At 43.4% G+C, this 18,548-nt stretch carries 13 protein-coding genes and 1 pseudogene; 9 read left to right on the top strand and 5 right to left on the bottom strand.

The window, feature by feature from the left end; translation table 11 throughout:
• On the bottom strand, positions 1-891 hold an 891-nt coding region (locus tag WS34_RS11460; RefSeq protein ID WP_046404943.1), incomplete at its 3' end, for a DUF7402 domain-containing protein.
• Between the two features lie 552 nt (positions 892-1,443).
• Here WS34_RS11460 and WS34_RS11450 point away from each other — a divergent pair.
• Together WS34_RS11450 and WS34_RS11445 are read left to right on the top strand one after the other, a co-directional pair.
• Positions 1,444-2,634 (top strand): acyloxyacyl hydrolase, encoded by a 1,191-nt coding sequence (locus WS34_RS11450; RefSeq protein WP_286693740.1) that lies wholly within the window; start codon positions 1,444-1,446, stop codon positions 2,632-2,634.
• 247 nt (positions 2,635-2,881) lie between these two features.
• Entirely contained in the window at positions 2,882-7,756 is a 4,875-nt protein-coding gene (locus WS34_RS11445) for a RecQ family ATP-dependent DNA helicase (protein WP_046404940.1), read from the top strand.
• Positions 7,757-7,759: 3 nt separating this feature from the next.
• Here WS34_RS11445 and WS34_RS15650 read toward each other — a convergent pair.
• The 4 genes and pseudogenes from WS34_RS15650 to dnaK all read right to left on the bottom strand — a co-directional run.
• Positions 7,760-7,916: pseudogene (locus tag WS34_RS15650) on the bottom strand (helix-turn-helix domain-containing protein); the annotation flags it as partial.
• Positions 7,917-7,982: 66 nt separating this feature from the next.
• Positions 7,983-8,249 carry a PDDEXK nuclease domain-containing protein gene (locus WS34_RS15645; protein ID WP_286693739.1) on the bottom strand — a complete coding sequence of 89 codons (267 nt, stop codon included), beginning with the start codon at positions 8,247-8,249 and terminating at the stop codon, positions 7,983-7,985.
• Positions 8,224-8,559, bottom strand: coding sequence for a hypothetical protein (locus tag WS34_RS15640; RefSeq protein WP_229039650.1), 336 nt, complete (start codon positions 8,557-8,559; stop codon positions 8,224-8,226). Before WS34_RS15640 ends, WS34_RS15645 begins: the two co-directional genes overlap by 26 nt.
• Positions 8,560-8,871: 312 nt before the next feature.
• Positions 8,872-10,791 carry a molecular chaperone DnaK gene (gene dnaK, locus WS34_RS11435; protein ID WP_013610648.1) on the bottom strand — a complete coding sequence of 640 codons (1,920 nt, stop codon included), beginning with the start codon at positions 10,789-10,791 and terminating at the stop codon, positions 8,872-8,874.
• 321 nt (positions 10,792-11,112) lie between these two features.
• On the opposite strand from dnaK, the gene WS34_RS11430 reads away from it, so the two are divergent.
• The 7 genes from WS34_RS11430 to WS34_RS15635 all read left to right on the top strand — a co-directional run.
• Positions 11,113-12,390: a cysteate synthase gene (locus WS34_RS11430; protein WP_118112649.1), complete on the top strand. Its 1,278-nt coding sequence runs from the start codon at positions 11,113-11,115 to the stop codon at positions 12,388-12,390.
• A gap of 294 nt (positions 12,391-12,684) precedes the next feature.
• Positions 12,685-13,977, top strand: coding sequence for a YihY/virulence factor BrkB family protein (locus WS34_RS11425; RefSeq protein ID WP_013610651.1), 1,293 nt, complete (start codon positions 12,685-12,687; stop codon positions 13,975-13,977).
• 91 nt (positions 13,978-14,068) lie between these two features.
• Positions 14,069-14,446 carry an START-like domain-containing protein gene (locus tag WS34_RS11420; protein WP_013610652.1) on the top strand — a complete coding sequence of 126 codons (378 nt, stop codon included), beginning with the start codon at positions 14,069-14,071 and terminating at the stop codon, positions 14,444-14,446.
• Between the two features lie 104 nt (positions 14,447-14,550).
• Positions 14,551-16,014 carry an LptF/LptG family permease gene (locus WS34_RS11415; RefSeq protein ID WP_013610653.1) on the top strand — a complete coding sequence of 488 codons (1,464 nt, stop codon included), beginning with the start codon at positions 14,551-14,553 and terminating at the stop codon, positions 16,012-16,014.
• Positions 16,001-16,975, top strand: coding sequence for a methionyl-tRNA formyltransferase (gene fmt, locus WS34_RS11410; protein ID WP_286693738.1), 975 nt, complete (start codon positions 16,001-16,003; stop codon positions 16,973-16,975). Before WS34_RS11415 ends, fmt begins: the two co-directional genes overlap by 14 nt.
• 22 nt (positions 16,976-16,997) lie before the next feature.
• Positions 16,998-17,561: an RNA polymerase sigma factor gene (locus WS34_RS11405; RefSeq protein ID WP_013610655.1), complete on the top strand. Its 564-nt coding sequence runs from the start codon at positions 16,998-17,000 to the stop codon at positions 17,559-17,561.
• A gap of 111 nt (positions 17,562-17,672) precedes the next feature.
• Positions 17,673-18,548: FecR family protein (locus WS34_RS15635; protein ID WP_286693737.1), on the top strand; the 876-nt coding region annotated here is incomplete at its 3' end.

The following is an 18,548-nucleotide window of genomic DNA, read 5'->3' as shown; positions in this document are numbered from 1 at the left end:
ATTCGAAAGGCAGTCTTCGGTATATTTCATCCGGTAGAAACCGACCCGGTCGGTACAGGTTTGTTCTACCCAAAGTTTGTAATCGTTCAGGAATACACGGTGGTAACCCGGTTGTACAAGTTCTTCGTTATGAGAGAATCGGGATTTCCAACCTTGTTCGCCCTTGGTGGGATCGATATCACCGGTGGCAGGCATGAGAGTGATACCGGAAAGCATCCAGCAATGCACCTGAGGGAATCCTAAGATTTCTGTCGAATTGTAATTATAACCTCCTCCGTATTGATTTTTATTCCGGGTCATCGGTGCCGCACTTAACATGCCGAAAGGCCTGCTGCCGGTTACAAAAAAGAAATAGCGTCCACGGGCCGATTCGATATAGGGATTGACATAAGAAATATAATCCGGGTAATCCTGAGGAGAGGGGAAGACTTCTATTTCCGAAAGTCCCAGGGTAGGTCCGTCACCGTCGGTGACTTCGAATCTCAGGCGTTTGGTGGTTTTGGGGGCGAATTCGACGACTTTAGCTGTCCCGTCGTTGGGAATAGTGTTGACAGGCAGTCGGCTACCGTCATCGAAATGAATGGTAATACCTGCTGTATGAATTTGTTGTGAAGGTCTGTCATACAAATGGATGCGATCGATACTCCGTGGGGTATCCCATTCGAGTTCTATCCAGGGATAGTCGATCGAGCCGTAAAATGAAACGCTGCTGTTGGAAGCCCATTCTCCCTGATCCTGAATGCAGATAATACCGTCTGTAACGTGCTGGCATTCATAACCGGGTACCGAAGAAGATGCTTTTACTTTTGCTGCAGGAGCGATATTGTCGGGGCCGGCGGATACATATAGCGGAATAAGGGCGACGAGAAATAATCCGATTATTTTTTTCATATTTTGTTATTTTCAGCCGATAGTTTAAATTATATATGTATATACATATTGTAATATGTGCAAACATACTGTTTTTTTTTGAAAAAATGAATTCTTTTTGCATATTTCACAAATTAACGTGTCTCTTTTCTGAATTTTATTAGACAATTATATACATATTTACACTAATAAACGTAGGTTCGTTACTTATTCGTCTCCGGTGTTCGTGTTTGGAGACCCGGTCGCTTCTGTCGGTCGTCTGGCTTTTTCTTTCACTGACCGGCGGAACTCCTCACTCCGTTCGTCGGTGAAGGAAATCCTTACCGGACCGTTCCAGACGAACCGGTCTGACGGGATAAAACCCGGAATCGGAATAGAAAGAAAAAAATTGAACCTATGTTTGTAAGTGTAAATATGTATATAACTGTCAAAATTTAATGGTGCAGGGGGGATTATATTGGACTGCTATCACTATATTTGCGTGCATTAAAAATAGTGAAGACTTACCTATGAAATCAGGATTGATATATGAATAAGGTTGGGCGGATTCAGAAAGTTATCGTTTTGTCGGGTATGGTGATGGTTGGGGTGGTTGCGTCCGTTTTCGGGCAGACGGAGGATAGTTTGGCTAATAGGCTGCCCCGTCGGTTCGTTCATGGCCTGGGAGTAGAAGCAAGACCCGAATATGTTTTTCCTACTCATCCTTTTTTGAGGGGAGAAAATCCGGAGCGGAAACTGATTCGCGGAGCTTTTTCTACTCATTTTAAATATGCGCTTCATTATCAGCCCGGAAGTATTTACGATCGGATTTATGGGAATGTTTATCAGGGAATCGGATTGGGCTGTTATTCGTTTGGAGAATCCCGGCAAATCGGTAATCCTGTTGCCTTTTATCTGTTTCAGGGAGCACGTATCGCCCGGATTTGTCCATGGCTGTCGTTTAACTACGAATGGAATTTCGGATTGTCTGGCGGCTGGAAACCCTATGATGAACAGTATAATTCTTACAATAAGATGGTGGGATCGAAGATCAATGCTTATCTCAATGCTAATTTTTATCTGCGTTGGGCACTTTCTCCCCGTTTAAGTCTGACTTCGGGAGTCTCTTTGACCCATTTTTCAAATGGAAATACAAATTTCCCCAATGCAGGGGTGAATACCCTTGGGGGAAAACTCGGTGTAGAATATAATTTTTACCGGAAAGAAGATCTGACCTCTTTACATGCAGCCGCTTCTTATCATATTCCTCCTTTTCAGCGGCATGTCAGTTATGATTTTGTATTTTTCGGTTCATGGCGGCGGAAAGGAATCTGGATGCAGGAGGGGCAATATCCGTTACCCGAGTCTTATCCGGTTTTTGGATTTAATTTTGCCCCTATGTATAACGTCGACTATAAACTTCGGCTAGGTGTTTCTTTGGATGGAGTATATGATGGAAGTGCAAATTTGTATCTTTCCGATGAGGTATATGGAGACATCGATAAGTCACAAATCAGGCGGCCTGCTCTTTATAATCAATTTGCCCTGGGCATGTCGGGGCGGGTAGAGTATGTCATGCCTTTTTTTACCGTAGGGATCGGTATGGGTACTAATTTTATCGGAAAAGGCGATCTGAGGGCTTTTTATCAAATGTTGACTTTGAAAATAGCCATGTCACGGGATACTTTTTTACATGTGGGTTATAACCTCCAGAAATTTCACGACCCCAATTTCCTGATGTTGGGAATCGGTTTCCGTTTCAACAGTAAATATGCCGCATTTTAAATTTTTACCCGGGACCATTGTTATCGCATAACTGAAAACTATCGTAAAAATTGCTCCTGATTATAGATTAGATTTTTTCTCGATAGTTAATGATGAACTAAAAAGAAATTGGCAACTTTAACAATTTTCTTTGTTTTATCACTTAACTTTGTAAGTGAAACTGGATTATTGTATCCGGACAACAATAAAAAAACATGTTGGTTTTATAATAAATCCATATCATAAAACAACTTATTATATAGAATACATGTCAATATGGAACAGGTTTATAGGACTCAGAAATGCTGAGGATTCCATCAGTAATAAGAAAATATCTGTACAATATAATGCCCTACGTTATGCCATAGTAGATGTTGAAATTGGTTTGGAAGATTACAAAATTCATGATATTGGGGCACTTCGCTATGATGGTGCAGTATATCATAAAGTTTCGAAAGAGGAACTTTTTGAATTTTTTAGTGACGTAGATTATATTTGTGGTCACAATATTATTCATCACGATGCTAAATATCTGTTCACGGATAAAACATGTCGTTGGCTTTTAGTTGATACACTTTACATCTCACCGCTATTATTCCCGGAACGCCCATACCATAGGCTGTTGAAAGACGACAAACTCATGAGCGAACAGATAAATAATCCGGTGAATGATTGCGAAAAAGCCAAAGATTTACTGTTGGACGAAATAGCACGCTGGAAGTCGTTTCCGGAGGGAAAATGCAGACTATTTGCCTCGCTGCTAAAGGACAAGAAAGAATTTGAAGGATTTCTCAGTATGGTAGGGGCAGAGTATCTCAATGAGGGATTGACCGAAGTAATAAGGGACCTTTACAAGGGGAAAATTTGTGGGCATGCAGACCTTGTTATGCTGGTCAAAGAATATCCTTGCGAATTGGCATACGCATTGGCTCTGATCGACACGACCGACCAACGTTCCGTTACTCCCGGATGGGTACTTCACCATTATCCTAAAGTGGAATTTGTGCTAAAACTCCTGCGTCATACCAGCTGTAAGGAAGGTTGTGATTACTGTAATACCCAACTGAACGTGCTTTATAATTTAAAAGCATTCTTTGGGTATGAACAATTCCGGACATATGAAGGAGAACCACTCCAGGAACAAGCTGCTCAGGCAGCGGTGAAAGGCATGTCGTTATTAGCGATATTTCCTACCGGTGGAGGAAAATCGCTTACTTTCCAACTGCCCGCACTCATGGCCGGCAGTTCTGTGCATGGGCTTACGGTTGTGATCTCCCCTTTGCAGTCGCTGATGAAGGACCAAGTAGATAACCTTGCCGATAGAGGTATTACCGATGCGGTAACCATTAACGGTTTGTTGGACCCCATTACCAGAGCACTGGCCATACAAAGAGTACAGGATGGGGAAGCCTCACTTCTGTATATATCTCCGGAAATGCTTCGCTCTAAAACTATCGAGAGAATATTGTTGGCACGCCATATTGTGAGATTTGTGATAGACGAAGCACATTGTTTTTCTTCATGGGGACAGGATTTCCGGGTGGATTATCTCTATATAGGAAAATTTATCCAGGAATACCAGCAAAAGAAAGGAAGTAGAAATCCGATACCGGTATCCTGTTTCACTGCTACGGCTAAACAGAAAGTAGTGCAGGACATTTGTGACTATTTCAAGCAAACGTTGAATTTGGATTTGCGGTTGTTTGCATCGACGGCCTCAAGGATCAATCTGCATTACTCTGTCATCCATGCTGAAACGGATGATGATAAATATTTAAAACTAAGGGGACTGGTGGCTGAATCTGATTGTTCGACCATCGTTTATGTATCCCGTACCAGACGTACGAAAGAACTGGCTAACAAATTAACTCGTGACGGTTATAAGGCATTGCCTTTCAATGGCAAGATGGAAACTGACGAAAAGATTGACAACCAGGATGCATTTATGAATGACCAGGTTCGCATCATTGTGGCCACATCAGCTTTTGGCATGGGAGTCGATAAGAAAGATGTCGGTTTGGTGGTGCACTACGATATTTCGGATTCTCTGGAGAATTATGTGCAGGAGGCAGGGAGAGCCGGTCGCGACCCTAACCTCAGTGCCCGTTGCTATGTGCTTTATGGTGACAATGATTTGGATAAGCATTTTATATTACTGAATCAGACAAAGCTAAGTATCAGCGAAATACAGCAGGTGTGGAAAGCTGTAAAAGACCTTACCCGGCGACGCATGAGAGTGAGTTGTTCTGCATTGGAAATAGCCCGGCAGGCAGGATGGGACGATTCGGTATCCGACATCGAAACCCGTGTACGGACAGCTTTAGCAGCTTTGGAACAAAGTGGATACCTGATAAGAGGAAACAATGTGCCTCGGGTATATGCTACAGGCATCACGGTGAGAAACATGGATGAAGCGAGGATGCGTATATCAAAGTCACAGCTATTTGGTAGGGATGAAATAGAAAAGACTGTCCGAATTATCAAGTCACTGATTTCACAGAAGTACATTGCCAAGGCTCAGGATGCAGAGGCAGAATCGCGGGTGGATTATCTGGCAGATATTTTGGGGTTAAGTAAGAAGGAAGTCGTATCGATTGTGGAGCGAATGCGCCAGGAAGGTATATTGGCAGATAGTAAGGATATATCTGCCTATTTGCTGGATGCCGGTGACTCGAAACGAAAATCAACGATCCTCCTCGAACGTTTTGCAAAACTTGAAAAATACATCCTTAACCGTATTCCTGACGAAGCTTTACGGATATCCTGCAAGCAGCTGAATGAGGATGCGATGAACGACGGAATCGATACCTCCAGGGAAAAGGATATCCGGACACTGCTCTACTTCCTTGCCATCAAGGGATATATCCGTAAAAAAGAAGATGCCCTCCGCAATATGGAAATCAGCCGTCAGACAGATGGGGAAACAACCCTTAATCGTTTTGAAAAACGATTGGAAATTAGTCGTTTAACTCTGGAGTGGTTATATCAATTAGTTGCTGCTACGAGAAAAGGAAATTCGGAAAAACAGATAGTTCAATTCTCTGTGGTAGAACTTCTTAATCAGATAATATCAGGTCCTCACGCCTTGTTCACTAAACTCGACAATGTACAGTTGGAAGAGGTGGAGGAGGCGCTTTTGTATCTCTCAAAAATCGGTGCGCTCAAACTTGAAGGCGGTTTTTTGGTTCTTTATAACGCCATGGATATCCAAAGAATAAAGGACAATAAATCGAGATATAAGTTGGATGACTACCGAATGCTGAATGAATTCTACAAGCAGAAGATTCAGCAAGTTCATATCGTAGGTGAGTATGCCAATTTAATGGTGAAGGATTATAATGCAGCTTTGCAATATGTGCGGGACTATTTTCAGATGGACTATAAGAAATTTATCACGAAATATTTCAAAGGGGACAGGGTAAATGAAATACAGCGTAATCTGACGCCGAAGAAATATCGACAATTGTTCGGTCACTTGTCTAAATGCCAGATGGAGATTATTTCCGACAAGGATTCTCGTTGTATTGTTGTCGCAGCAGGTCCCGGCAGTGGAAAAACACGTGTGTTGGTTCACAAACTCGCATCCCTTTTATTACTCGAAGATGTAAAGCACGAGCAACTTTTGATGTTGACATTTTCAAGAGCAGCTGCTACGGAGTTCAAACAGAGACTCATGGAATTGATAGGTAACGCTGCCCACTTTGTCGAGATAAAGACATTTCATTCTTATTGCTTTGATCTCATGGGGCGGATAGGTAACCTTGAAGCAGTTAGGGACGTTGTTGCCAAAGCTGCCGGGATGATAAATCAGGGGGAGGTGGAACCCAACAAAATCGGTAAAACAGTGTTGGTCATAGATGAGGCTCAGGATATGGGTGTTGCAGAATATACACTGGTGAAGGCTCTTATGGCTAATAATGAGGAAATGCGTGTGATAGCGGTGGGGGATGATGACCAGAATATTTATGAGTTTCGTGGATCGGATTCCGGCTACATGTATCGGTTAGCACAAGAGCCCGGCAGTAAGTTTATCGAGATGACCGAGAATTATCGCAGTGCGTGCCATCCGGTAGATTTCGCCAACAAATTTGTGAAAGTCTTGGGTAAAAGAATGAAAAGCACGCCGATTATCTCGATGAGAAAAGAGGACGGTTGGGTGAGGGTGACGCGCCATGAATCAAAATATATGTATCAGCCGCTTGTAAAGGAATTGGTTCGCTATCGCGGGAATGGAACTATGTGTGTACTCACCCAGACAAATGAAGAGGCTGTAATTTTGATGGCTCTTTTGCGGAAATGGGGGATTGACAGCAAGCTGATACAATCGATGGACGGTTTCCTCTTTTGGAACATGGTCGAAATGAGGTATTTTCTGAGGTATATAGACAAACGGGTGAAAACACCCCTGATCCCTGAAGAATTATGGGAAAATGCAAAACATGCTACCTTTTCCGCTTACGACAGAAGCCAGAGTCTGGCGTATGTGAAGCGTTGTGTAGAGCTGTTTGAACAAACCAATAAAACAAAATACGTTAGCGACTTCAAAGAATTTGTATTTGAGTCGTCGGTGGAAGATTTCTGCGATACTTCGGGAGCAGACGTTGTGGTATCGACCATTCATAAAGCCAAGGGGAGAGAGTTTGATGACGTATATATGCTCATTGCTGACCATTATGTGAAAGATGATCAGTTGATGCGTCGGTACTATGTGGGGATGACTCGTGCAAAAAATCGGCTGTTTGTACATACGAATGGGGACAACTTTAATCAGGTAAGTGCAGATGAGTATCTTATTGACCCGGAAGAGTATATTATGCCTGAAGAAGTAGTGCTGCAACTTTCTCATAAAGATGTTAATCTGAGATTCTTTAAGGAACTTAAGCAGGAGGTACTGACCTTAAGGGGAGGAGATGTTTTGAAGTATAAAGATTCCATTTTGTACGACACTTTGACCCATAAACCGGTGGCGAAGTTGTCACAAAACATGCAGAAAACCTTGTCGGAATGGAAAGAAAGAGGCTATGAAGTAAAATCTGCATCCGTTCGGTTCATCGTGGCATGGAAGCCTAAGGATGCACCGAAAGACGAACCGGAAACTGCTGTTCTGTTGCCTGATTTATTACTGAATACTATTATATCCTAATAATTCTGCAAGTTTTATTACTTGTTCACGTTTGGCAAGCCTATTACCATGCCTCTATTTTACTGAACATTGGGGTATTTATCTCTAAAACTACAGATTGTTGACGTTGCAACAACCCTTGTTCGTCCCTCAACTCTCTAATTTTATTTCTGGATAATATATTTATTTCTTTTGTATTATCAAGTAAATTTAATTGAGCTTGAAGTTCCTCTCGATTAGGAAGACGTTACTGATAGCGTGCCGCAAAAAGTTGGTTGTCTATACCTTGAAGGGCATATTCCATCAATGGCTTATCTTTCTTCGTCCCCAAAACAATACCAACCGGTGAATTATCGTCTGGTTGACAGATTTCGTTCTTAGAGTAATTTAGGTAGAGATTCATCTGACCTATATCACCATGTTTAATTTTTGCACGTTTCAAATCAATCAAGACATAGCACTTTAGAATTGCGTGATAGAACACTAAATTAACTTTGAAATGTCTGGCACCAATTGGTACGCCAATAAAGGCATCTGCCTAATTCCAATAGGAATTGCTCCATGTTGATCTTCAAAGCTTTTTCTAGTTCCGTCTCTTTGTAACGCTTCTGTTGAGGTATTTCTACAAATTCAAGAACGTACGGGGCATGAATAATGTTGGCTGGAGTTAGTACCTCATACCCCTCATTGGCAGGAGCAAGTACACCTTCTTTGTCTGTGCTGAGCGCAAGTCTCTGGAATAGTGACGAGTTGATCTGGCGTTTCAGTGCTTTGACCTTCCAACATTCTTTGATATCCTCCTTTATATAGAACTGCAACTCCATAGGATCATTACACTTGAGTAATTCAAAGTAATGGCTCACGTCAACTAGTGAGATAGCGTCTCACTTTTTGGAAAAGTTAAATACAGTTTACACATGTAATCTTGCTCAAGATAAAATTTAAGTGCGCCTTGCAACTCCGCTGGTTCCTGGAACATGATTGTCTGAATTTCATATCTCAAATTAGTAGACGTTCCCCATGGTATACGTTAAAAATCAGTAAATAACGAAAGATTGAGCAATATTAGTAAAATAAAAAGGAGTGCAATTATTTTACACTCCTTTTCTTATTTATCGTTTCAGATAGTTGCTATCTTACTTCACTTCTTCAAAGTCTACGTCGGTGACTTCCTGGTCTTTTCCGCCATTGTTCGGCTGACCGGCATTCGGGTTACCCTGAGGACCTTGCTGTGCACCGCCCTGCTGTTGTTGAGCCTGAGCGTTGTACATTTCCTGTGAAGCAGCCTGAAAGACACTGTTCAGTTTGTCGATGGCGCTGTTGATGCGGGCGACATCCTGAGCTTTATGAGCTTCTTTCAGTTCTTGCAGAGCAGATTCGATCGGCGCCTTCTTGTCGGCCGGCAATTTGTCTCCGAACTCTTTCAGTTGTTTTTCGGTCTGGAAGATCATAGAGTCTGCTTTATTGATCGTATCGACCTTTTCTTTTTCTTGCTGGTCGGAGGCTGCATTAGCAGCTGCTTCGTCTTTCATCCGTTTGATTTCGGCATCGGACAGACCGGAAGAAGCTTCGATCCGGATAGATTGCTCTTTACCGGTGGCTTTATCTTTGGCTGAAACATTCAGGATACCGTTGGCGTCGATATCGAAAGTGACTTCGATCTGAGGTACTCCACGCGGTGCTGGCGGAATGCTGTCCAAATGGAAGCGGCCGATCGTTTTATTGTCGCGGGCCATCGGACGTTCACCCTGTAAGATATGGATTTCTACAGAAGGCTGGTTGTCAGCTGCCGTAGAGAATACTTCCGATTTTTTAGTCGGGATGGTCGTGTTGGCTTCGATCAGTTTGGTCATTACACCGCCCAGTGTTTCGATTCCCAATGACAGCGGAGTAACGTCCAGCAACAAGACGTCTTTTACTTCTCCGGTCAGTACACCTCCCTGGATAGCTGCCCCTACCGCTACTACTTCGTCCGGGTTAACACCTTTCGAAGGAGCTTTTCCGAAGAATTCCTGTACTTTCTGCTGAACGGCAGGGATACGGGTTGAACCACCAACCAGAATCACTTCGTCGATATCGGAAGCTTTCATGTTGGCATCTTGCAGGGCTTTCCGACAGGGTTCGATCGTTGCCTGGATCAGACTGTCGCATAATTGTTCGAACTGGGCACGGGTCAGCGTACGTACCAGATGCTTTGGAATTCCGTTGACCGGGAATATGTACGGCAGATTGATTTCTGTAGAAGTTGAACTGGACAATTCGATTTTTGCCTTTTCAGCAGCTTCTTTCAACCGTTGGTGAGCCATCGGGTCTTTACGGATGTCTACTCCTTCGTCTTTCTGGAATTCGTCAGCCAGCCAGTTGATGATCTTATCGTCGAAATCATCCCCACCTAAATGGGTATCTCCATTAGTCGATTTTACTTCGAATACCCCGTCACCCAATTCCAGAATAGAGATATCGAATGTACCACCCCCGAGGTCGAATACTGCGATTTTCTGATCCTGGGACTTTTTATCCAAACCATATGCCAAAGCGGCAGCTGTCGGTTCATTGATGATACGTTTTACAGTCAAACCTGCAATTTCTCCTGCTTCTTTCGTTGCCTGGCGCTGTGCATCGTTGAAATAAGCCGGAACGGTGATGACTGCTTCAGATACTTCCTGACCCAGATAATCTTCTGCCGTTTTCTTCATTTTCTGCAAAATCATGGCAGAAATTTCCTGTGGGGAATACTGACGATTGTCGATCACTACCCGGGGAGTATTGTTGTCACCTCTCACCACTTCATAAGCTACTCGTTTGATTTCGTTCTGTACCTGATCGAAACTTTCACCCATGAAACGTTTGATCGAGTATATCGTTTTTTTCGGATTGGTGATAGCCTGACGTTTGGCCGGATCACCTACTTTCCGTTCGCCGTTGTCTACAAAAGCTACAATTGAAGGGGTAGTACGCCGACCTTCACTGTTTGGTATTACTACCGGTTCGTTACCTTCCATTACAGCAACGCATGAGTTGGTAGTTCCTAAGTCAATTCCTATAATCTTTCCCATAATGTTAATGTATTTTATTTACTTACTTACTATTCGTTTTTACCTATTATTCGTTTTCGGTGTGTCTGAGGTTTTGATTCAAACACATTTATTTTTTATCAAATGGCATGCCAGTGCTTTTCTCCGGATTATTTTTGTAAAAATGGCGGTTTTTTTATAAAAATGGTGAAGGGGTATGGCAGGAAAAACTGTCAGAACGGCAGTTGCCGGCCCGGTAAATCTGTTACATAAACAAAAAAGTAGTATTTATACCCAACTTCGGCTATTAGAAATAACTTATTTTTGTAAGTTGTAAATAGTAATAAAGTGAAGACACTAGAAATGACTGATTATGTACTTGAATCCCGATGTTGTGGGACAAAGTTCGCAGATGAAAAATGGGAGTTGGATTGCCCGAATCGGGATGGCGCAGCTTTGATTTTTGCCAACTATGCAAAGAAACAACTGGAGGTGAAAGAAAATCTTCCGGGATTGTATAAATATTCCGATTGGTTACCTGTTTGTCGGACACTGGACGGTTCCGGAGCACCTGTCACATACAAAAGTGAAGGTCTGGCCGGTGAATTGGGATTGTCGGATTTGTATATCACTTTTAACGGGTATTGGCCTGAAAAGGGGGCTCTGATGAGGACAGGGGCTTTCAAGGAATGTGAGGCTTATGCGGTTTGTGCCCGGATCAATGACTTGAACGATAAAGTGATGGTGGTGGCTTCGGCCGGTAATACCGCTCGGGCTTTTGCACGGGTTTGTTCCGAAAATAATATTCCTTTGTTACTATGTATTCCGCAGGATTGTATCGATGCCATGTGGTCGGCTAAACCGTTGAATCCTTGTGTGAAATTGGTCGCTACCGAAAGAGGAAGCGATTATTTCGATGCTATTTACCTGTCGAATATTATTTGTGAATTAGATAAGTTTTATCCGGAAGGAGGAGCGAAAAACGTTGCCCGGCGCGATGGAATGGGGACGACAGTACTTTCTGCCGTTACCACGATCGGACGGATTCCGGATTATTATTTTCAGGCTGTCGGAAGCGGAACAGGGGCGATCGCTGCCTGGGAGGCAAACAAACGGTTTATCGTAGATGGTCGTTACGGAAATAACCTGATGAAATTGATGGTGTCACAAAATATTCCGTTTACTCCGATGTATGATGCCTGGAAGGCCGGATCGCGGGCTCTTTTGCCGGTTGACGATACGGTTGCCCGTAAGCAGGCAGAAGAAATATGTGCTAAAGTACTTTCTAACCGTAAACCTCCTTATTCGTTGAAAGGAGGATTGTTCGACGCGCTTACCGAAACCGGCGGAGATATGTTTGCCATATCGAATGAAGAGGCGATGGAAGGTATGGTCTTGTTCGAACGCACTGAAGGGATCGATATCGAACCGGCCGCAGGAGTTGCAGTGGCTTCCCTGAAGCAAGCCATTCGTACCGGAGCTGTCGAAACCGATGCTGTGATTATGCTGAATATTACAGGCGGAGGTATCGCAAAATTTAAAAAAGAAAATAAAGTGGTTTATAAACAGCCCGATTGTGTCTTTGCACTCGATACAGATCCCGATACAATTAAAGAAACTGTGATGGAATTGTTTATTTGATCCTGCCGGAGGAGAAAACCGATTAAAGTTTTTTCCCTTAAACAGGATCGTGGTAGAATGGAATAGGTTTATAAAGTCCGTAAAGTGCCCTGGCACCTGTGGGGCTTCTTTTTAGTTGCAGAGGTTCGGAGAGTTACTGTGGTTTTAGAGGTTAAGTCTAACTGCTGTAACTTTTCGAACCTCTGTAATGATTTAAATGTCGATCTTTTTTCTGGCCAACTTTGTAACCTCGTTACTGTACACTACAGGTATTGAATTTTGTTTTATCTTTGCTGCATAAATCATACATAGGTCATGAAACACAGGAATAATCTGAAACGATTTTTGTATTTGGATTTTTATTACTCGGTTTTGCGCCGGGATTGGCGGATTTCCACTTTTCTTTCCGATCTTGTTTTGAAAACAGTGGCTGTTGTCATTGTCTCGATCGATCGTTTTATTAAAGATGCTTCGATGATCTCAGCTTCTGCTTTAACATTTTATTCTACGCTTTCTTTTATTCCTGTCGTTGCCCTGATTTTAGCTATCGCCCGTGGATTCGGTGCTGCAAAGGCATTCGAAGATTGGCTCAAAGAGCAATCTTATACCAATCCCGATGTGATGCAATGGGTGATGAATATTGCGAATAAAGCCTTGGATAATACGCAGGGAGGTGTGATTGCAGGTTTTGGTATTGTTTTACTCCTCTGGTCGGTTATCCGGATGCTTTCCAGTACCGAACTGGCTATGAACCGGATTTGGGGGGTGAAGAAGGGACGGAGTCTGGTAAAAAAATTTACCGATTACATGTCGATTCTGTTTATCGCTCCGATCCTGGTCGTATTGATCAGTAGTATGAATGTTTTTATGATGGCTAATTTGCAGGAATATGCCATGGACGAAGGATTATTGAGTTATGCCAGTGCTGCTTTGAAAGCTATTCTGACTTTGATACCCTATATCTTGGTATGGTTTCTTTTCGTATTTCTTTATATGTTCATGCCCACTACACCTGTGAAATTCAAATATGCTTTGGTGGCCGGTATTGTTGCCGGTACTGTTTTTCAAATTGTACAATGGTTCTATTTGCGTTTCCAGATCGGTGTGAGCTCGTATAATGCGATTTATGGTGGATTGGCCGCTTTGCCTCTTTTATTGGTGTGGTTACAGTTGAGTTGGAGTATCGTTTTGTGGGGAACGGAGCTGTGTTATATTATGCGCAACCGCCATTTCTTGTACCGGAATGCAATGAATGCGGATAATAAATGGGTGGATAACGTTGAAGTGACGTTGCGGATGTTGCGATATATTTCCGATTTGTATATTCATGGACAAGGAAGTCCTACGCTGGCTATGGTTTGTAAAAGACTCCGAATGAGTTCCAGTAAAGTCAGAGTAATCCTACAGGAATTGGTAGATCATAAAATCCTGGTCGAAGTAAAAGAAGACGATGATGTTTCTTATTTCCCGGCAGTGGATTTTCATCGTCTTTCTGTGGCGGATATTATTAATCGCTTATCTCATTTGGATCAGAATAAAGGTGAAGAATGGAAAGTCAGATTGGTTGGGGCAGTCAGACAGGAATTCGGTCAGGATACCTTTGCTTGAGCCTGATTTGCTCTCCTGAGCGAATGCTATTTTTTTCGGTCTGTTTGGTACTTATATTTTTTTTGAGTAATTTGGCTCAAAATTTAGAAATATGAGAAGAAAGATAGAGTTAGAGTACATTTTTTCGTCTTCTGTAAAAGTCTTGTTTTCTCGTTTAAGTACCCCTGCCGGTTTATCGGAATGGTTTGCAGATGACGTATTCCAAAAAGGTAATCAGTTTATTTTTATATGGAATGGTAGTGAGCAGCCGGCTACGCTCGTAGAATTGAAAAGTAATGCCGTGGTGAGGTTTCGGTGGGATGATGCAGAAGAGGAAGATGAATATTTTGAATTTAATATACATGTGGAGCCCTTGACCGGAGATGTAGCGCTGATTATTACCGATTTTGCCGATGAAGACGAAGTCAACGATACGATAGAGTTATGGAATAAACAAATGGATATCCTGCACCGGAACCTGGGGGCCTGATCTATACGGTTTTTGATGACCAGAGAGAGAGTATTGTAAACAAAAAAACGTACCTTTGTACCTGTTTTGAAGATTTTGATAATGTACAGGTTACTTATTGGCAAATGAAGAAACTACATATATTTATGCTCAAAAGCTTTATCGGGCCTTTTGTAGCTACTTTTTTCATCAGTATGTTCGTCTTGATTATGCAGTTTCTTTGGCGTATGATAGACGAAATCGTAGGAAAAGGATTAGAGTTTACGGTAATTGCCGAGTTATTGATTTATGTGGCGACCACTTTGGTACCCATGGCATTGCCGTTGGCAGTATTGCTTTCATCGATCATGACCTTCGGAAGTTTGGGAGAAAATTATGAGTTGATCGCCTTAAAATCAGCAGGTATTTCTCTCTACCGGATTATGAAACCTTTGATTATCCTGATTATATGCCTCACAGTATTCGCTTTTGTCTTTTCGAACAATATCCTTCCGGTGGCGAACCTTAAATTTTATAGCCTGCTTTACGATATCCGGAAACAAAAACCGGAGATGTCGTTTAAAGAAGGGATCTTTACGAACGATTTGGAAGGATATAGTATTAAAATCGATAAGATCAATAAAGAAACCGGCATGATGTATAACATGCTGATATACGAACATAAGGACGGTTCCGGGAATTATGATGTTACCAAAGCCGATTCCGGGATGATGATCAGTGATGCAAAAAGTAATCTGATGGAACTGGTCTTGTATAATGGCCATTCTTATACAGATGAGGGAATGAAGAATCCCAGTTCCCGTAAAACATTTCCTTTCAGAAGATTAAAGTTCGATAAGGAAACCGTATTGATCGAATTGCCGGGAACTGACCTGAAACGAAGCGACGAAGACGGATTTCGTTCTTATTCGATGATGCTGAATCTCAAACAATTGAGTCATTCGATCGATTCGGCACGAGCTGCATTGAAAGTGAGAAAAGCAGGAGATACGAAGAAATTATTGGCGAATAATTATCAAAGAAGCAAAAGTCCCAGTCCGCAACGGGATAGTATACTGGCCGATCAAAGCCGGGGAAAGTTCAGTGATCCCGACAGCCTTTTTACTGCTTTTGATATTGAAGAACAACGTCGGGCAGTCGATAATGCCCTGCAATATGCCAGAGAGGTAAAACAACGGAACCAGGACGATCTTCATTATTATGTGGCTCAGCAAGAGAATGTAATAAAGAGTCAATTGGAATGGCATCGTAAATTCACCTTATCTTTTGCCTGCTTTATTTTTTTCTTTATCGGTGCTCCTCTGGGGGCTATTATCCGGAAAGGGGGATTAGGAATGCCGGTGGTGGTTTCCGTGCTTTTGTTTATCATCTATTATATTATTTCGATGATGGGAGAAAGGTCGGCCAGGGAGGCTGTTATCTCTCCGGCTGCCGGGATGTGGATTTCTGCCTTTATTCTGTTGCCTTTGGGAATTATACTGACTTATAAGTCCGTGACCGATTCCGAGATGATGAATACAGAAGCTTACACAAGAGTCTTTAAGAAATTGATTGCCTTTATAAAAAAGAAGAAAAATGCCAAGTCATAAGTTGCGTATCGTCTATATGGGTACTCCCGATTTTGCTGTCCTGCCCTTGAAAAGAATTATAGAGGCTGGATTTCAGGTTGTCGGAGTCGTTACTAATCCTGATAAACCGGCCGGTAGAGGACAACAGCTTCAGGAATCCGCAGTTAAAAAATACGCCCGGGAAATCGGCCTGAAGATTCTGCAACCCGAGAAATTCAGGGATCCCGATTTTTTACAGGCGCTGGCAGAGCTAAAAGCCGATTTGCAATTAGTTGTGGCATTTAAGATGTTGCCCGAAGTGGTTTGGAATATGCCTCCCTTAGGGACGGTGAATCTGCATGCTTCTCTGCTGCCGGATTACCGGGGAGCGGCACCGATAAACCGGGCCGTAATGAATGGGGAAACCTGCTCCGGGGTGACGACTTTCCTTTTAAAGCAGGAGATAGATACCGGCAATATTATTTTTCAGGAAAAGGTGGAAATCGGCGAGGAGATGACCTCCGGAGAATTGCATGACGAACTGATGGAGAAAGGGGCGGACTTGTTGCTGAAAACCGTGCAGGCGATGGAGGCAGGGGACTATCCGTTGACCGACCAGTGTGGATTGCTGCGGGGGCGCGAAGCGGTACTCGCTCCGAAGATATTCAAAGAAGACATGAAAATCCGTTGGAACGGGAAACTGGAAACCATCTGTAACCATATCCGGGGCTTATCGCCTTTTCCCGGGGCATGGACGGAATTACAGGCTGTCGGGAAGGATGGCGGAGTGTTGACACTTAAAATATTTAAAGCCGCCAGGATACGGCAGGGCCATAATCTGCCCGCGGGGGAAGTCCGTACCGATGGAAAAACCTTTTTTGATGTATATGTGGAGGGAGGTATCGTTCGTGTGCTGGAGTTGCAGTTGTCAGGAAAAAAAAGAATGCGGACGGAGGACTTTCTGAGGGGATTCCGGTTGGAAGACTATCGGTTAGTGTGGTAAAGCGAACGATAGTGCCGGAAATATGGATGCAAGTCGGATATTGGAAGCGGTAAACGAGAAGAAGGAGGAACTTTGGCAGGAAGTTTTCGGCTGCTATTACGCGGCTTTATGCTCTTATGCCGGGCGTTTGGTGCAGGACCCGGTCATTGCCGAAGATTTGGTGCAGGACATTTTGTTGTATGTTTGGAATGGAGAACGAAAATTTCTTCAGATAGACGAGCTGACCAATTACCTTTACCGGGCTGTTTATAATCGGTCGATGATGTGGTTACGCCGCGAAAAGTGTAAATCCAGGCATCTGAACCGGTTGATGCTGGAAAACGATCCGGAATCCGATGAAATGTTTATGGCGACTGTCCGTGAAGAGTTGCTCCGGCAATTGTATCTTTATATTGATGAATTGCCGTCCGAACAGCGTAAGGTCATCCGGCTGAGCATAGATGGATTGTCCGTCAATGAAATTGCCGAAAAGTTGGGCATATCCGTCAACACGGTAAAAACCCATAAAAAGCGTAGCTTTAAACAATTGCGCGGGAAAATGAGAGGGGACGCCAGCGTGTTCTGGTTGGCGTTTTTCTTGTCTTGAAAACTTAAATAATATCCCTCCTTATAAAATACCTTCTTTTTTAAAAAAAATCAGTTTTCTTGTCACCCTTTTTCATTTGTTATGCACAATAGGTATAAAAATGAAAAAATAATGGATAAAAGTGTTGAAAAAACGGTGACTTTATTTCGGAAATCCTATGCGGGAAGACTCACGGCAGATGAGCGGGCGGAGATGGCGTGTTTGTTAGAGGACGAGAGTATGCGGCGGTTGTATGAGGAGGTGGGGGATGATGAGTACCTGATAGGAGAATTCCGGCAGTATGTCGGTTGGGAACCTGTACGGGGCTACCGGAAGTTCCGGAAGAATATGCGGCGGCAGAGCATCCGAAGAAACCTCATTCGTTTGTCAGTGGCGGCCAGTCTGCTCATGGCCTTAGGTGTAGTATGGTTGTTAGTGAAACAGGACAGACCGGAAGTCAGCGTGAAAATGGCGGAAACCGTGGTGGAGCCGGGTACCTGCCGGGCCTTTTTGCAATTAAGCAGCGGCGAGCGGATTGTTTTGGAAAAATCGGGACAACGGGATTTGCAGGAAACGGCCGGGAGTATCCGGATAGATTCGGGTAAAGTGGTTTATTCCGCCCCGGTGGCGTCGCAGCCGGAAAACGTGGTTTACAATACCTTATCCATACCCAATGGCGGGGAATACCGTTTGCTGCTTGCCGACGGTAGCGCCGTGCATCTGAATGCCGGGTCGGAACTTTGCTACCCGGTGGCTTTTGCGGCGGCGGAAAGAAAAGTATATCTGAAAGGCGAGGCCTGGTTTGAAGTGGCAAAAGATGTGGAGCGTCCGTTTTATGTGGAAACGGACGAGGTGAGCATCCGGGTGTATGGCACTGCTTTTAATGTGAATACCCATGGCCTCCGGGCAACGGAAACGGTATTGGTGGAGGGAGAAATCGGTATTTCCGGAAAGGGAAGTACCGGAGAGTGGCGGATGCGTCCGGGGCAGCTGGCCGCTTGCGACCAT

It is taken from the genome of Odoribacter sp. N15.MGS-14, assembly GCF_000980245.1.
GTDB classification, from domain to species: domain Bacteria; phylum Bacteroidota; class Bacteroidia; order Bacteroidales; family Marinifilaceae; genus Odoribacter; species Odoribacter splanchnicus.
This window is presented reverse-complemented; position numbering and strand designations above follow the sequence as displayed.

What these genes read in the sequence shown, in the direction of transcription:
- fmt (WP_286693738.1), top strand. Translation starts at nt 16,001, where the DNA reads ATGCCAAGTCATAAGTTGCGTATCGTCTATATGGGTACTCCCGATTTT.
- WS34_RS11450 (WP_286693740.1), top strand. Translation starts at nt 1,444, where the DNA reads ATGGTGATGGTTGGGGTGGTTGCGTCCGTTTTCGGGCAGACGGAGGAT.
- dnaK (WP_013610648.1), bottom strand. Translation starts at nt 10,791, where the DNA reads ATGGGAAAGATTATAGGAATTGACTTAGGAACTACCAACTCATGCGTT.
- WS34_RS11420 (WP_013610652.1), top strand. Translation starts at nt 14,069, where the DNA reads ATGAGAAGAAAGATAGAGTTAGAGTACATTTTTTCGTCTTCTGTAAAA.
- WS34_RS11405 (WP_013610655.1), top strand. Translation starts at nt 16,998, where the DNA reads ATGGATGCAAGTCGGATATTGGAAGCGGTAAACGAGAAGAAGGAGGAA.
- WS34_RS15640 (WP_229039650.1), bottom strand. Translation starts at nt 8,559, where the DNA reads ATGGAGTTGCAGTTCTATATAAAGGAGGATATCAAAGAATGTTGGAAG.
- WS34_RS11430 (WP_118112649.1), top strand. Translation starts at nt 11,113, where the DNA reads ATGACTGATTATGTACTTGAATCCCGATGTTGTGGGACAAAGTTCGCA.
- WS34_RS11445 (WP_046404940.1), top strand. Translation starts at nt 2,882, where the DNA reads ATGTCAATATGGAACAGGTTTATAGGACTCAGAAATGCTGAGGATTCC.
- WS34_RS11415 (WP_013610653.1), top strand. Translation starts at nt 14,551, where the DNA reads ATGAAGAAACTACATATATTTATGCTCAAAAGCTTTATCGGGCCTTTT.
- WS34_RS11425 (WP_013610651.1), top strand. Translation starts at nt 12,685, where the DNA reads ATGAAACACAGGAATAATCTGAAACGATTTTTGTATTTGGATTTTTAT.